We start from the raw sequence: 15,425 nt of genomic DNA on the forward strand, positions 1-15,425 counted from the left end.
ATCTTACGTAAAACTTACGTGGCCCGTGAAGGCGGTATTGCTACCGCCTCCACCAATGCCACCCAATCTGTAGGGCAGGCACCACCCGGCGTGCCAGACCTATTCCATAGTGAGTCCACGATGAGGATCGGGATCACCCGGGAATCCTTCAGTCGTTTCCATGTAGAGCTTCCAGGCTCGATCAGCAGCCGCACCCTGAAGGCTCAACTCATCACGATCCGTCCTAATGCGAAGGCTGGAAGCTTCAGTAAGGGACGGGACGAGACCCTCTGGTGACATCGTTCTATAGCCAGTTGGCGTCCCCTTGGGCACGTACTCGATGTCGGTGATGATGTCTGAATCAAGAACTCGGGTAGGGGTAACGAAAAACTTCGCCATACCACGAGGCTATCAGAGCAAAACTTGGGTGTCATGTGAAAGGTGTGAAACCTGGAACGCAATCACTCGGTTTGCTATCATCGCTGCCGATGCGGTCAAAGTTCATCCTCTGCCTCTCTCTCCTATCGCTCTCGCTGCTGGCTCAAGTGCCGCAAAAAGCGCAAGCACCTGCGGCGACGGCGCAACCTGCACAACCAAAGTCTGAACCTGCTCCAGCCGTGATCAAACCACAGGCGGCAACGGTGCAACCTTGTATCGTCAATGTGCAGCCGCCAACTGGTCTGAACCTCAGTTGGTTGTCTCCAATCCTTTCCGCCCTGATTGCTTCGGGTGTAACGCTTTTGGGCATTTATCTCAATAACAGACACAATGAAAAATTGAGTATAAACAATGAGTTGAGAAATTTAAGAATAAAAGCATACGACGATTGTATTAGCTTGCTTGTTGAGCTAAGGTCGCTATCGTTGTCGGTCAAAGAGCGTCACACTGCACTAAAAGCAAATCCCACTGCGGAGAATCGTATTGCATTCAATAGCAGCGACGTCGACATGACAAACGCTATATTGCGTCTATTGAAAGCGCTCAACCTGCTAACTCTGTCACGCTCTACTGCAGGAGAGCAAGCGTTGAGGGAATACGGAGGAAAGCTTGCACGCAGAGTGAATTGGGAAGCAGACACCGAATATGAAGCCTACTTGTCTGATCTGTCAACGTGTCAAATGGAGCTTACTAAGGCCGGAGCGGCTGACATTTGGAGTGAGCAGAGTTGAAGTTATAGTGTCAAAAGAGCTTTGGAGTATTACTGTGAATAGCATCAGAATCACGTAAAACTCAACGAAGACATCGAGGCCAAGCTTGAATCATCCAAGTGCCTAAGCCCAGAATCCCAAGATCAGCTTCTTCAGCGCTTCCAATGCGCCTTCCCACTTCACGCCCATCACGGTGACCGCCGTGACGCAGACGATAGCGACCATTTTGACGAGCGTTGCAGAAGACAGCTTGACAGATCCGGCCATCTCATCAACTCTCGCCCGCAACGTCGTGATGCTGGCCTCTCGTTCCCTCATCCCAGCTTTCAGTTCTGCGATGTCAGTCACGATGGTCGTGATTTTATTATTCATTTGGTCAAGGGTGTCCATGATGCGTTCGATGATCTTGTCGGTGTCCATTAGAGATGTTCCTGTACTATTTATTGTTTTCGGTGGCTTCGATCAGAGACTTGAGATCATCCGATAGTCTGTAATTGTCACCGACTCCATGAATCATTCTGAGCGCCGCCAACACGCCATAAACTTGGTTCATCAAGGTTTGCGTGTGTTGCTGTTGCAGGGCCGCACGATCCTTTTCGAATGCGGCCTCTGCATCAGCTTTCAGTTTGTCAATGATGGCGATTTGTTGTTCTGTTAGTTCGATCATATTAGCTTCCTGTATTGCCTGTGTCGGTAGATGAGATATTGATTGTTCGAATCCATTGAGTGGAACCATCTGCTAATCTAACTTCAACATCTGTTGTGTTGAGTGGATGTGAATGTGACGTTGGCGTTCTGGCATCACTCAATCTCGAATCATCTCCAGCGCAGACGGTTCCTGAGGACGTGCCGACATTTAGGCCGGATGAATTGCCAAATGTCGGCTTCCCGGTAATATCCGCCCAGGCGGCAGAACCACCAGAGATTGTGACGGCACCAGTTTGACCATTGACCGAAGTGACAATTGTTGGTTTGCTGTTAATGTCGCCCCACTGGACACCATAGACACGATATGCCCTAACGGTTCCAGCGGTGTAAATTCCGTCATTATCCCACCAGCCCACCTGAAGAGCACCGCTGTAGCGAATAAGCGACCCAGTCCATTGCAAACTGCCAGTGTACATTTGTGAGGATGTAACGCCAGTAGAATTGATAGTCAACGTGCTACTTCCACCATTGATGGTTACTGACGTCGGGCCGACAGTCACATTTGAAGTGCCACCACCAACCACAAGTGAATTGGTTGCAATGAGGCCAGCCAGCAACACAGATGTCGAAATGGCAGTTTGTTTAAACATGCCACCAACAACATTGAAAACAGCAGGATCAAAGCCTTGCGCTCGAAAAAGATTCACGACGCCCTGCGATACAACACCATTTGAGTCAATGACCAATTCGGTTCCGTCAACTTTTGGCTGCATCTTGCCGCCAACCACTTCGAGACCCTTCAGTTTCGAAGTATCAGATGCTGTCAAATCCAATCCAGCAGATGCCGACAGCGTGACTGTAGCTGATGTGACATAAGTTCCAGGCGTGCCATCTTTATTCTCACCAGCGACACGTACACGAGCATACTTGGTCACTTTGTCCCAGGGAAACCATTCAGTAGAACTTACCAGTGTGGTGCGATAGACGGAACCAAGAGGAATCCAGTCACTATCTGGATTTGTCAATGCTGCGTCACTCCAGAACCGCATTTCACGGATATAATTCTCCGTCGTGCCAAGTGCGGCATTAGCCGAAACGGTAATTGTCGGTCGGAATTGTGGCGCACCTGAACTCGTAGATGTTGCCAATGTAAACGACACACCTGATGGTGCTGGTGGTGCCGATACTGGATCAACAGTGCCGATAGTCGAGGACGTAATCCAGTTGCCATATCCACCTGTTGAATTCAACGAACGAATACGACATTTGGCATAAGCAGTATATGTCTGTCTCGGATATGGACCATATGCTGTCTTGTCGGTCCAATCCTGCCTTGCGCCCAGGTCAATCCATGTGCCTGTGCCATCTGGTGTTGTTGCGCCAGCATCCAAGTAAAATTGTGCATTTACTTGATAACCAATGATTGCAGGATCGGTCGGATTTGTGAACGCAGGCGTGATTGTGTATTGGCTGCTGCTACCGCCAATTTCGAATGTGAATCCCGAGATGTCTGACGGCTGCTGATAACTGACGCCCTTCGGCACCAATGTACCAGTGCCCGACATCGTTACCCATGCAGATGTCAGACCATTGCCATTCACGGCTTTGACTCGTGCGAACACGTAGCGGTCTACTGTCTGCCTTGCAAACGGACCAATCGTTACTGATGTTGTATTCTTGCCGTTCTGATCGGCTGTGGTCGGTGCTTGCCATCCAGTGCTGAGCAAAGTGCCAGTTGGAGTGTCAAGGTACTGTACCTCAATTGCGTATCCAACATTGCCGCCTTTGTTGGATGGCAGTGTCCATGATGGCGTCAATGAGAATACATCGGGCTTCGATGAGTCAACGGCGATGCTGATTCCAGTAGGTGCGACAGGAGCGTCATTTGTGCTGACTGCGCCGTCAATCATTGTTTGTGTGATTGAGATTGCAATATATGCGCTTGCTGACGCTGAGCCATGTGGTTTGTACGCAAGCTGACCGCTTGTGCTGACCGACAATACGTGAAAGTAAATCGTTGTCGGTGCCGATGGCTTGTCCATGCTGACAGTGACGACCTGAAGATTCCCAGGAGGATCAAGTGCCGGATTTGCGGTGTACGGTTGTGCTGGATAGGACAATACGTTCCCGTCCGTCAATTCGATCATCGGCAAGGCCGCAATGAGAGGCGTGACCCTCGATGGTGGCTGAGGATATGGAGGGCCGTATTGTACCGACACATCCATCGTTCCGTCAGTGTTCGAGATGACCTTGAAGCCCGAACCGTTGTAGTTGGTGTTCAGATTGACATTGTCGAGTGAGGAATCAATCGGGAGTGTAGCGATTGCGACTCTTGCCGATGTGGTCATCCATGTTGACTTTGTGTTCTCGAAATTGAGAGTCGCAATGCGAGCTTCAACCTCATACTCGCCAGAACGCTTAGGAAACGGGCCATCTGAAGCCGTCAGTGAAGAAGACAGATCAAACGTCGTGCCTGTCGTGATCCAGCCACCATCAAGGACAAAGACACCACCAGTCTTCACCCAATAGCGAACCTGACGAATCGTGCCGCTGGCGGTTCCTATGGTTGTCGGATTGACCCAAGACCAATCAAAGCCGAACTGTGTGTTGAAGTCTTTCAGGGCGAAAGCGAAGCTGGCAACCGGAGGTGGCGCAGCAATGGGCACACGCTGGTCCGACAAGCCGACCGTGTTGTATGCCGTATAGGTTGTGGTGCCGACAGGACTGAAGCCGCCTGCCGTATTGGATGACACATTGCAATCGGAGAATCTTACTCCACAGGTGTCTGCTTTCACTCCATATCCAGTGTTGGTCGTGCTCTGCGTGTTCGTGATGGCAATGTCTGTCACCCGCTTCACCGAGATGCCGTCCACAGAGTTGCCAGTTGAAATGCAGTCTGTGATGTTGGCGACAGGAATCAATCCAGCCGTGGCACTGTTCAGGATGCCCAGAGCCGTAGTGCAACCAGTGACCGTACATGCGTTGTAGATGACGGACGTGGGCACACCCGCACCAGTGCCAGAGATTGCGATGATGCCGCCAGACTTGCCAGCCTTGGCCGTCACAGCATCAGCAGTTATGGTTCCTGTGCAATCGGAGAAGTACAACAGGTTGTCGACGGCATTGGCTTGGTTCGTCTTGTTGCCGTCCAGGATGAGACCCTCAACATAAGGCTCAACACAGTTGGTGACGAGCAACAAGCATGAACCCGCTGGTGCATTGGCCTTCTGCTTCAAGGTGCCGCCGCCGTAAATGTATGGCGATGTCTTGCCGGATAGGTACACACCATTGGTCAGGAACGTGTACCCGGCTGGAATTTTCAATGTGGTGTTGTCGTTGATGGCGTTCTGGACGGCCAGGGAATCATCAGTGTTGCCGTCACCCAATGCGCCATAGTCCAGAGGCGTCTTCTCGACGGCATCTTCGAAATAGAGTTGTAGGCTGTCGATGTCGATGGAGCCTGACTGGAGCTTGCCAATGAAGGCAAAGAACGACAGATACACAGCACCCGCAGGCGCAACGCCGTGGCCCGTAAGGTGTGTCCATGCACTGGTCGTGCCTTCTGGATAGGAGAACACGAAGCCGCCGACGTAGGTCTGTGCTGCGTTGTAGAAGCCGACCTGTGTATAGAGATTGTTGCCCGCTGCCTTGACGGCCGAATTTGTACGGAACCATCCTTCGAATTTGAAGGACTGCCCTTCAACAACCGGATAGAACCCCGAACCGTTGTAAGAATGCTTGACCGCTGCTGCGATGGCCTGCCCGCCTGCAATGCGCATGAACTTGCCGCCCGACTTTGCGCCGCCCTGCTGAATGGACGTGTACGAGATCAACGGAACTTCGACGTTCCACTCTTCCAGCGCTCTTTCAAAATCGGGGTTGAGAAGCAGGTTTGCTCCAACCGTCTGCTGTGACGGTGCACCCTTGTACATGCGGATGGCGTCGATGTCCACCGTGCCGTTCATCAGCTTGCCCCAGACGGCAATCAGTGACGCCCTGGTCGCATTCTCCGGAACCTGCCCTGAAACTCTGAAGAACGTCCAATCGTAAGTGCCGAGTGGAACCGTGGATTGGATCGATGAGATGTAGGTGCCGCTTGCCGACTGGAAGTTGATCTGTGGCGACGAGATTCCTTCATTGCCGGGGCCAAGGGCATAGCCACTGGTCCGCAACCAATACTCGACTGTGTACCAATCACCAGCAGCAACAGGAAATGAATGGTCACTGTATTGGCTCACATCGCCATATGCGGTCATCGGTGTCAAGTGGAGGTACTTGGATCCTGACTTCGCACCAGTCGAGCCCACAGACACGCTGCTGGCGATGGGCGCATAGACCGTCCAACCATCAAGATCGCTTTCGAAATCGGCATTGACGAGGATGTTGTCGCCAATGGACGCCAGTCCCGATGTGCTGCTCGATGTATCAGGTGGCAGTGTGATCGTGCCGCCCGACAGAACGGATTGCCCTGTCATGGCTGAGAAGGCATCGAACCCATCGCTCAAGATGTTGCCAGATACGCACTCATACGACCGTCGCAAGCCCTTGCCCATCATGTTGGTGCGCACGGATCGGACCACATAGTTCCCAGTTGGCACACCAGTGACGTTGATCGTGATGCGGTCACCGATCTGCGATGTGATCGTGTCCGATTCGAACGTTACGACGTATGAGATGTGCTTGTACTTGTCCAGAAGGCGGTCAGCAATGGCCTGTGCGTCCGTAATGGTCGTGTCTTCGCTGACGTTTATGTTCTTCACGAACACACCAGAACCGCCAACAAGCGCCTGCATTGCCGCAACGCCAGCAGCGTCAATGGCATCCTTCACGTCGATCACCCGGCCACGGTAGGCAACCGAGACCGTTGCGCCCGATGCTGGTGCTGTCGTGAAGGTGATCTCTCGACCACCAGCAGTCCAGTAGCATTGCTTTCCAGTGTCTTGGCCGAACACGCCAATGGTTTGATTGGTGCCATTCACCTTGACTGTGGGTTGGGAAGCGACAGGATTGTTGACTGAGAAATCGGTTTGTGTCGCATTGCCCGTAAATGATTGCGTGAAATCTTTGATGAAATTGGAATAGCGAACAATCACGTAATTGGCATATTGTTCCAATGTTGCTCTTGACGATAGCGTTTGAGCACGCACATTGTGACTTGTGTCGGTTACGACAGCACTGATGATTCCAGCATCCCAATTGCCGAACTGTAATGTCTTGGTGTAATCAATTTTCCAGAATTTCTTGTACAAAGTGGCAAGTGTGTTAAGTGCGTCAGTCAGTGTCGTGTAAACCGGGTTAAACACTTCTGTCGTAAGATCACCACCACCAGCCGGAACCATAGACAGGTTCACGCCATCGTCATTCATTGGACTGTTAGTAATCAGATCACGGACGATATTATTCACTCGTGTATCTTTGGGCCATTCAAATTCGCCACTGGAATGGCGGGATGGCAAAGCATTCCAATCTTGCGCCGAAATGGACATGACACGCTTGTTGCCATGTACAAGTTTGATGCTGGTGTCCGTCACAAATCCGGAAAACAGGATCAAGGCACCGTCTGTAATGTTGATTGTGGTGCCGACTTGAATGGTAAGAGTACCTAATACGTCAGGCAGAACAAGTTCACAAGTTCCGACTTGACCCAATGTGCTTGAGATGGAAAGTGACGATTCTGCAATGTGGCGAGTGATTGATCCAATAGTTACTGACAATGACATGTCAATATTTATGAGAAACAAAATAAAGGCGTCGGCAAAGATAAAATGTAGGAGATGCCAACGCCCGGACGGTATGAACGATAATATGTAGACGATTCGCTTAGAGCTTCAAACCTCGTGCTCGCAATCTACCGATGAACGCATCAGTGAAACTATCCAATGCGCCGTCTGTCATGAAATAGCCACCATTCACAACGACTTGCATGGTTCCACCAGCGCCGACGAGCGAGTTGTCAGCCATGCGGACACGGACCTCTGAATCCGGAAAGCTGTAGACGCCAAGCCCGCCAGTGATCAGTTGTGTAATTCGGTCCTCGATGCCCTTCAGGGCCGGAAGGTACTCGTTGATCTGCTCATTCAGTCCTGTGGAGTTGCCAACCATGCCACGGATACCAGTCTCAATGTCATATAACTTGGAATTCATCTTCATGGTCACGAACATTGTCCCGAGACTGCCGATTGCACTTGCAATGCCAGACACCATGTTAACGGCTCCAGCGATGCCGCCAACACTCGACGACGCAGACGACGCTGCCGACGCTGACGACGATGTTGCGGACGAGCCAATATCTGCCGCCTTGTCCACACCAGAGCCCAGGATCTTGCCCAGGCCGATCTTTTTGAGGCCAGCGCCAAGCACGTCAACAATGCTGTTGATGCGATCTTTCGTAAGAACCATCTTGGTAAGGATTTCGGCGATGATGGCCTTGCCGATCTGTTTGAGCACATTGACGGCGGTCTCACCAAAGCCCTTCCAATTGACGATGGCATCAGCAATGGACTGATTCATGTTTGTCATGATCGTCGAAATTTCCTTGAGGACGCTGTCTTTCTGGCCATGCGAACCGCTGCCAGTTTTGTTGTTATAGACCTTCAGAAGTTCCTCATATACACGGCGGAATTCTTCAACGCTGATTGCGCCCGCCTCATAGGCCGCAATGGTTGATTTCATTGCATCTTGGACAACCGTGCCCTTCATGACTTCGTTGGTCTTGATGTTGAGTTCCTTCAACCGAGTTTCGTACTTGAACATGGCTTCGGTCGTCTCGTCATATGACACCTTCATGCCCTTTGGCAATTCAAGGTCGGTCAGCTTCGCATTTGCACGAAGCATCTTTTCCAGGCCCGCCGCCACCTGATCTATCGAGGTCACTTGCTTTGCGTATTCTGCGGTTTGTGCCGACAGTTCAGTTCTGAAGCCAGCGCCGATCTGAAGCAATTCCGATGTGAGTTGCTTATCAAGCGCTTTGCTGGTGTAGTACGCATCAAGCCACTTCTTTGCATCGGTGTAGCGTTGACCAATTAAATCAAGCTCAGCACGTTCTTGAATGGACAATTCAAGCTTTGCGTGACCCGGCTGGTAATACTTGGTTGTCTCTTCGGTCAGTCCTTTTTGGGCGGCAAGCTGTTTCTGAATGGCTTCAGCCCGCTTTTGACCGTCCTCGATTTCACGTTGCGCCCAGGCGGCTGCTGCTTGACGTTCCAATTCTGCGTCTTTTGCTTTTGCGGTTTTCTGGCGCTCGGTGTAAAGACGATCAGTGCCAGCTTTGCCGACCTCATCAAGGTGGTTGAGTTCTTTGAGAGCAACAGCAGCAACACCAAGACCAGCCAACACAGCAATGCCAGCAGGCGAAAACAACAGGCTGAATGCGCCGATGCCTTGCAAATAAGCAAATGCTGTGGCGAGATCCTTGACCACTTTAACGACGCCACCAATGCCAGCGATAATGAGCGGCGTGACTGTTATACCAATCGCAAAGTTGGTCCAAAATGATTTGGTAGCAGGATCGAGTTTGGAGAACTGCTCTGCCATCTCACCAAGCTTGGCCGTCAAACCTTCAATCTTTGGAATGATCTCCTGTACCAGGGGCATCAGGTTCTTGCCCATCTGTGCTGATGTTCTCGAAATGGCATCCTGAAGGTTCTCAAATGTGTTCCTGGTCGTGTTCCCGGCTGCTGGCAGTTTCTCCAGTCCTGCGACGACGGTTTCGATGAAGAGCGATGTGCTTACGCCCATCTTCTGAAGCGCTTCCGTGTCGATGGTTCCGAAGGCTTCTTTGACGACTTTGGCTACCTGCGGCGTGGCGTTCATGAGCGGCTTCAGGTCATCGGCGGTGACCTTAGACTTCGCCGACATTTGGCGCAACTGCTCGATGACGCTCTGTAGTTCCGCCTTGCCCTTGCCCACACCTGCCAATGCGTTGCCGAATGCCTTGATGTAGCGCTCCGCTTGTTGTGCTGAGAGTCCTGCCGACTGGAGGTTGACGGATGCCCTGATGGCTTCTTCAAGACCGAGACCCGGCAGCTTGGAGACCTCGATCAGGCGCTTCATTTGCGCCTGCGTCTCTTCTGCTGACCCGGCCACACCACGAAGCGCCATCTCAAGGGACTCCATGTCCATTGCCGACTTGACGGCCAATGCACCAGCACCGATCAGGGGCAGGGAGATGGCGGCTGACAGCTTGGTGCCGAGCCCGGTTAGACGGTCTCCGAGCTTGTCAAAATTGGCAAACTTCGTTTCTACGCCTTTGACTGTCTTTTCAGCCGTGGCGAGAACGCCAAGCATTGAATCTTGATACCCGTCAACTTGCGCACCGACCTTAACAATCAAATCGCCTAATGTGTTCGCCATAATATGAGAAAACCCCCGATATGTTATTTATCGGAGGTCTTGTTTGCTGCGGCGAACTGTTCAGCCCAGGCGAGCATTTGCTCAGGCGATTGTTCTGCGGTTTCTTTTGTTAATTGCTTGATCGAAGGGAAAAACAACTCCGGGCTGATCTTGGCTCCATTGTTAGTCTTGACGCCTTGGCTTAGTGCAATGATTTCACACAGCTTGCCGAATCGATAATCCTGATACGCTTCTTGTTTGCGATGTGATGCAAACAGCGCATCCAACTCAACAAATGCCAGATCCCACAATTCATCTTCGGTGAGATGCAATTGCATTCGAGCGTCTGCCCAGAGGACGAGCCAGTCTATTGGCTTGCTGTCTCGTCCTTTTGTGCGTTTGGGTCTGCTTTATCCTTGCTCGCTGAAGCACACAGAGCTTGGAAGAATGCAAGTGCAAGGCGTTCGATGTCGGATACCGGAAGATCTTCGATGTCCTCGATAGTGACATCCTTCTCGATGCACGATTCAGCGATTGCCTGCGGTACGACGGAGTAGAGAGGACGCTCATCCGAAGAGCCATCAAATTTGATGCCATGCTTTTCGTCGAGTCTGCGAAGAACGCCAGTGGTGACGACGAGTGTTCTGCTTACGCCGTCACCAAAGATGTCTACCAAGACTTTCAATTTGTCAGGGTAATTGCGCATAGTGATTCCTTATGCCAATGTCACTGCGCCGCTTACTTTGACAGTCACAGTTGCTTCGAGTGCGCTGCTGATTTCGGCGTTGCCCCATTCATAGCCGATTACGATGCCAGTGAATGTAAGCTTCTTGACGGGCGATGTCATGGGATAACTAATTGCCATTGCGGTGACTGCGCCACTGTTGAAGAGCGACAACAGGCCCGTCGAATTGCCCTGTGTCGTGTCAGACGGATCATAGACAAGATTCAAAGTCACTTCGCCCGAATCTTTGAAGGACTGAACGAATTCACGATACGAACCCGAACTGTCATGTGTGGTCACGTCAATCTGTTCTGCTGACAGCTTAGGTCCAGAAATGCTCTTTACGCTTGCTACGGTTACGAGCGGTGAACCATAACCAAATGTCACGCCTTTTGCGGCATACTTGTTTGCCATCGGAAATAACCCCCGAGATGAGAATTCTCAGAAGTTATTTATGAGAGTGCGATTATGCGGTATGCCAAACGTCAAATCTTAGAAAAACATGGTAGAGCGTGGTGTCGTACTCGTAAGACGAGCCTTCGGTGACCAATTCAACATTCTGAATTGAATCGCCTGCGAAACCAATCAATGTGTCTGCAATGATGTCGGCTTTCTGGAGTGCGTCCGTGCTGCTGTTCGAGAAATAGGACACCTGGATTGTCTTTTGTCTCAGCGATGCATCTCCATCAAGGGTCATGTCGGCATCTGCGCCGATGCGCCAAATCACACAATAGGGCAATTCGGCGTCTTGCGGTGCGGAGATTGGATAGACACGAGCGATGCCTGCCGTGATTAGTGCCTGTCTGATTGTTGTTTCGATCATTAGTCTACCTTCGTGAGAACTTTCAGCAGTTCATCATGTACGTACGATTTCACTTCTGCTTTCTTCTCTTTGAGCGCCTTTGCAAAGAATGGCCTTGGTGGCATCTTGCTTGTTCCAAATTCGAACATCGTGGCAAGCGACATGCCGATGGTGCGCCCTGGTGCGGATGTGGCTTTGATGGCCTTGCCACTGCCGACAGCGGACCTTGCACCCGGCCCGCCTGCTGCCTGCCATTCGACGTATGCTGGTGTGCCCTTGCCACGCTTGACGCCGACCAATGCAGATGGATTCTTGCGGACCTTGCCACGCAGACGGCCAAAGGCAAAGATGCTGTCGGCTACTTCCTTCGGCAACCCTTCTGAATGGGCGTTTGCTACGGCCTGCTGGCGGAACATGTTGGCGGCTTTGCCCAACACATCCATCACAGCTTGGCCTTGTGACCGCTCAATGATTGCGTGGATGGAGCGTTCCAGCTTGCTTAAACCATCAACTCTTACTGACTTTGCCATGCAGTTATTTAGGGGAAGACCACTCTTGCATCAGCCCCAACGTCTCAGCCCTGTCGATGGCGCTGTAGCTGGTCGTGTAGATGCGTGGGCATGTGTTGCCGTCATGGTCCAGGGCAATGCAGCGGTCAAGGCCGTCTGTGGCGGTCAGAAGTGAGCCGAGCCCAGCAAGCCAAATGCATTCGTCGCCGTGGGTCAAGTCAGGATATGGATGCTCTGTCAGGACTGAGCGCCGATACGTGATGCTGGTGCCCAGGACGAGAGCATCGTCATGGTAGTGGTATGCCCTTGCGTGGCCGTCAACGACACTGTAGAAGCGAATGGACCGATAACCAGTGATCGGCTTGTCTGGCGTCAGGATGGCTTGCTGCTCGCTCAGCCGGGCAGGGTGATATAAGTCATCGTCGTCCCAATGCGCCACAACATCGCCGGATGCCGCTTCAGCGCCAATGGTCCGCTTCAAGCCCAGCGTGAGCCCTGGAGGGCATCTGAGAAGCCGTATGCGTGTATCTGATGGGATGACGGCTGTTACGTCGTCTTCACTCACGATGACCAATTCACGGTGCTGGTAGGTCTGGTTCTGAAAGCATCGAATTGCAGTCGGCAAGTACTCAATGCGGCTTGCCCGGGTCGGACAGACGGCAGAGACTAAGTGACCTTGCGGCATTGCAACTCAATGGACTCCCGGCGCTTTTCCGAGTACCGGATGGCTGTGATGTCGTACGCATCGGATCCATGCAGCACACGCATCGTGCTGTCCAGGCCGTCCATGTGGCGGATTGTGAAAAACACGGCATCCTCTGCCACGGTTCTGGAAGCGGAATAGAACTCTCTGCCGGAACGAGACGACTTATGAGCGTAGGTATGGGCAGTGTCAGCCCAGGTATCGACAGCTTCACCGATCTGGTTCTGTGAGACGGTGCGGGATTGGATTGTGATGAGTGTGTCGAGAGTGCCAGCAGCAAACATGGCTAATACCTCACGAATGGTGCCAGCAGCGCTTTCACTCCCATTGGCAACTCGTACAATTGACCAGCGACCACAGACTCTCGATTGCTGTACAGGTGCCCTACCGTAAGCAGCATTGCCGCCTGTAAATCGGCAGGAACAGGATTTACGCCATCCACAACGCCGATCTGCTGCCCGATGTATCGTTCAGTTGCCTGTCTTGCCGCTGCGATGAGATGGACAATGTACGCATTGTCGTTGTCGTCCATCACCCGAAGATGTGACTTTGCGAGATCAAGAGAGATGGATTCTGACATGTTATTTGCTCTTCTTTTCTTTTACTGGTTTGACTACTTTTGTCTCTTCGACCGGATTGTATGGTTCTACAAGACCGATGCCAATTAGTTCTTTGGCTCTTGCGTCGTCAGCATCGAATACTTGCCCGTTGTCAATGAGACCTTCAACGCTGCCAAGAAAGGGTTTGATTGCTTTGATTTGCATGCGATGTGAAAAAGGGCGGGCTTGCGGCCCGCCCTATTCCTCCTAAGCGCTGAGGTTTAGCTCAGCACACCTGTGATGAATGCACCCGGCGCAAAGACCATGAGTGCTTCACGCTGTTCTGCCATTACGGTCACGATGCCGCTTGTGAAATTGCTTGCGTGCTCGTACGACAGGCTGAGTGTCGTGCCCTGACGCTCTGCAACCGAAGCTGCGAGACCAGAGCCCACCAGGAAGTTGTTGGCGGTCATCTTCGGCGACGGCACCACTGGGACACCCCAAATGGTTGCGGCAAAGCCAAATGCAGGACTGCCAAGCAAGTAGTTGCCAGACGTCGAAGCCTTTGCGGTCACAAGCTTGCCGTAGTCAACCGGAGCCACGACAACGAATGTCGGCACGTATCCAGTTGCCAAAGCGTCAGCGACAGACAACGCAATGCGGTCAATCATTGCTTCAGTCGTGAACGTCTTGGTAGTGGCGTAAGGTACGAGACCCTTTAGGTTTTGTCCAGTGCCATCACCAATGAGCAATTGCGTCTCTTCAGCGCCACGGATACCGAAGGCCATGCGCTGGTCGACAAAGGCACCGAATGCAGGAGCGTCAGCAAGAAATTCCTTGGCGATGCTCGTGAAGTGAGCCACTGTGCGCACAGCAGTATCGACCATCGTGATTGCCGTGGTGGTCTCAGCAGCAGCAGAACCGATTGTCTTGACAGTTGCGGCCTGAGTCGTGGTCTCCTGCGGCACCTTGACCAAGTCGGTCTGGATCGGCATGCCGCCCAGATAATTGCGCACCTGGAAGGCGAAGATGTTGTTGCCCTGCGGAGTCGCAACGATGGGAGCCACTTGCGACGGCGACGTGTACGTAGCCTTGATCTCAGCGAGGGCCTGACGGCTCTTGCCTTCGGCCATGAGGCGGAACGATTCCGTCTCGACAAACTGCTGTCCGATTGACTTCGATTCAGCCTTTGCTTGCATCGGGGCGATAGACTTCTGTTCTGCGGCAACGACACGATTGGTCAGGGACACAATGTCCGCTTCCATCTTTGCCATTGCCGACTTGATTTCTGGTGAAGCAAAACCCTGTGCCTTGACTTCAGCAAGCGCCTGATTGTGCGCTTCCTTCATTTCGACATGGAGCTTTTTGATTTCATTGATGAGTTCTTGATTTTCCATATAATACCTACTGTTTGTAGATTTGCCGGATTTGCTCCAGCAATGCCGCCGACTCATCAACGTCTCGTTGTGACTTCAGGGCTTTGTAGCCAGACGAAATAATCGTCTTGGCTTCCTTTTGAGAGAATCCCGCATCCCGCAAGATCTTCTCTAATTCTCTTTCTGTTAATTCGATTCCCTTCACGCTGGAGACCTGAGCCTCGACATTGCAAGGGAATGTTACTAAGCTGATTTCGTATAGCTCAATCTGTTTTAGCTGCCGAACGCCATCTGACCAGACAGCGCCACCGACAGGAACTGCATAACCGATGGAAAGACCAGTGATTGCTTTGAGCTTGAGCAATTCGTAAGCGTCATTGCCCTTTTCGGTCTTGACAGCCAATTGACCCTTGACGAGCAATCCATTCGAGTCTTCGGAAAGCTCCAGGCAGACGCCAATCACATCATCTGTGTCATGCTGGTAGCAGATCGGGATATACTGCTTCCGGTTTGTCAGTGTTGCCACAAATGCACCCGGCAGAATGACATCATTCGCCTGATCGACATTGCCAAACACTGCTGCATAACCCTCGAAGATGCCCTCTTCGGTCGGTGCCGCCTTCAGTGCGAATTGATATGTGAGCTTCTTTGTTTCCATTGGTTCAC

16 protein-coding genes are annotated in these 15,425 nt (G+C 51.9%); 1 reads left to right on the plus strand and 15 read right to left on the minus strand.

The genetic code is table 11. The annotated features are described in order from the left end of the window. The first annotated feature begins 413 nt into the window (after positions 1-413). Entirely contained in the window at positions 414-1,148 is a 735-nt protein-coding gene (locus ACR9Y2_RS20215; RefSeq protein ID WP_435043442.1) for a hypothetical protein, read from the plus strand. A gap of 102 nt (positions 1,149-1,250) precedes the next feature. On the opposite strand, the gene ACR9Y2_RS20220 is transcribed toward ACR9Y2_RS20215, so the two are convergent. From ACR9Y2_RS20220 to ACR9Y2_RS20290, 15 genes are all read right to left on the minus strand, one after another. Then, positions 1,251-1,547: a hypothetical protein gene (locus tag ACR9Y2_RS20220; RefSeq protein ID WP_435043443.1), complete on the minus strand. Its 297-nt coding sequence runs from the start codon at positions 1,545-1,547 to the stop codon at positions 1,251-1,253. A gap of 16 nt (positions 1,548-1,563) precedes the next feature. Continuing rightward, positions 1,564-1,794: a hypothetical protein gene (locus tag ACR9Y2_RS20225; protein WP_435043444.1), complete on the minus strand. Its 231-nt coding sequence runs from the start codon at positions 1,792-1,794 to the stop codon at positions 1,564-1,566. Between the two features lies 1 nt (position 1,795). Further along, complete coding sequence (locus tag ACR9Y2_RS20230) at positions 1,796-7,495, minus strand: hypothetical protein (protein WP_435043445.1); 5,700 nt, start codon at positions 7,493-7,495, stop codon at positions 1,796-1,798. Between the two features lie 100 nt (positions 7,496-7,595). Then, positions 7,596-10,127 carry a tape measure protein gene (locus tag ACR9Y2_RS20235; RefSeq protein WP_435043446.1) on the minus strand — a complete coding sequence of 844 codons (2,532 nt, stop codon included), beginning with the start codon at positions 10,125-10,127 and terminating at the stop codon, positions 7,596-7,598. 23 nt (positions 10,128-10,150) lie between these two features. Beyond that, positions 10,151-10,444: a hypothetical protein gene (locus ACR9Y2_RS20240; protein ID WP_435043447.1), complete on the minus strand. Its 294-nt coding sequence runs from the start codon at positions 10,442-10,444 to the stop codon at positions 10,151-10,153. 29 nt (positions 10,445-10,473) lie between these two features. After that, complete coding sequence (locus tag ACR9Y2_RS20245; protein WP_435043448.1) at positions 10,474-10,812, minus strand: hypothetical protein; 339 nt, start codon at positions 10,810-10,812, stop codon at positions 10,474-10,476. Positions 10,813-10,821: 9 nt separating this feature from the next. Then, entirely contained in the window at positions 10,822-11,244 is a 423-nt protein-coding gene (locus ACR9Y2_RS20250) for a phage tail tube protein (RefSeq protein ID WP_435043450.1), read from the minus strand. 52 nt (positions 11,245-11,296) lie between these two features. Continuing rightward, positions 11,297-11,653: a tail completion protein gp17 gene (gp17, locus tag ACR9Y2_RS20255; RefSeq protein WP_435043451.1), complete on the minus strand. Its 357-nt coding sequence runs from the start codon at positions 11,651-11,653 to the stop codon at positions 11,297-11,299. After that, the gene (locus tag ACR9Y2_RS20260) at positions 11,653-12,162 is read right to left on the minus strand and encodes an HK97-gp10 family putative phage morphogenesis protein (RefSeq protein WP_435043453.1); all 510 of its coding nucleotides are present in this window, start codon (positions 12,160-12,162) and stop codon (positions 11,653-11,655) included. Before ACR9Y2_RS20260 ends, gp17 begins: the two co-directional genes overlap by 1 nt. A gap of 4 nt (positions 12,163-12,166) precedes the next feature. Further along, complete coding sequence (locus ACR9Y2_RS20265) at positions 12,167-12,826, minus strand: glycosyltransferase family 2 protein (RefSeq protein WP_435043454.1); 660 nt, start codon at positions 12,824-12,826, stop codon at positions 12,167-12,169. Beyond that, the gene (locus ACR9Y2_RS20270; protein ID WP_435043455.1) at positions 12,808-13,128 is read right to left on the minus strand and encodes a phage head closure protein; all 321 of its coding nucleotides are present in this window, start codon (positions 13,126-13,128) and stop codon (positions 12,808-12,810) included. Before ACR9Y2_RS20270 ends, ACR9Y2_RS20265 begins: the two co-directional genes overlap by 19 nt. Positions 13,129-13,130: 2 nt before the next feature. After that, positions 13,131-13,424, minus strand: a complete 294-nt coding sequence (locus ACR9Y2_RS20275) for a head-tail connector protein (RefSeq protein ID WP_435043456.1) — start codon at positions 13,422-13,424, stop codon at positions 13,131-13,133. A gap of 1 nt (position 13,425) precedes the next feature. Then, a complete protein-coding gene (locus ACR9Y2_RS20280) occupies positions 13,426-13,608 on the minus strand; it encodes a hypothetical protein (protein WP_435043457.1) in 183 nt (60 codons plus the stop codon). Between the two features lie 56 nt (positions 13,609-13,664). Further along, positions 13,665-14,780, minus strand: coding sequence for a phage major capsid protein (locus tag ACR9Y2_RS20285; RefSeq protein ID WP_435043458.1), 1,116 nt, complete (start codon positions 14,778-14,780; stop codon positions 13,665-13,667). 7 nt (positions 14,781-14,787) lie between these two features. Next, entirely contained in the window at positions 14,788-15,417 is a 630-nt protein-coding gene (locus tag ACR9Y2_RS20290) for an HK97 family phage prohead protease (protein WP_435043459.1), read from the minus strand. Positions 15,418-15,425: the final 8 nt, after the last annotated feature.

Source organism: Paludibaculum fermentans (assembly GCF_051172195.1).
Classification (GTDB): domain Bacteria; phylum Acidobacteriota; class Terriglobia; order Bryobacterales; family Bryobacteraceae; genus Paludibaculum; species Paludibaculum fermentans_A.